Origin of the sequence: Synechococcus sp. OH2 (assembly GCF_047462155.1) — a bacterium.
Classification (GTDB): Bacteria; Cyanobacteriota; Cyanobacteriia; order Thermostichales; family Thermostichaceae; genus Thermostichus.
The window spans coordinates 23,579-23,782 of record NZ_JANSIR010000122.1; the positions used below are offsets into that span (position 1 = coordinate 23,579).

Consider the following 204-nt stretch of genomic DNA (forward strand, 5'->3'; position numbering starts at 1 on the left):
CCACATACAGATGAGGAGCAGAGAGGAGCACCTCTGCCAGGGCCTCCAGCTCGTGCCGGTGATAGACGGCGCCGGTGGGGTTGGCCGGCGAGTTGAGGATGAGCAACTTGCTGCGGGGGCTGAGGGCCTGGCGCAGTTGGGCGGCGGTGAGTTTGAACCCCTGCGCCTCTTGGGTTTGAACCCGCACCACCTTGGCCCCGGCCA

At 66.7% G+C, this 204-nt stretch carries 1 protein-coding gene; it reads right to left on the bottom strand.

The genetic code is table 11. The features are described 5' to 3' along the window. A partial coding sequence (locus NW835_RS13355) for an aminotransferase class I/II-fold pyridoxal phosphate-dependent enzyme (protein WP_414415551.1) occupies positions 1-204 on the bottom strand: 204 nt, incomplete at both ends.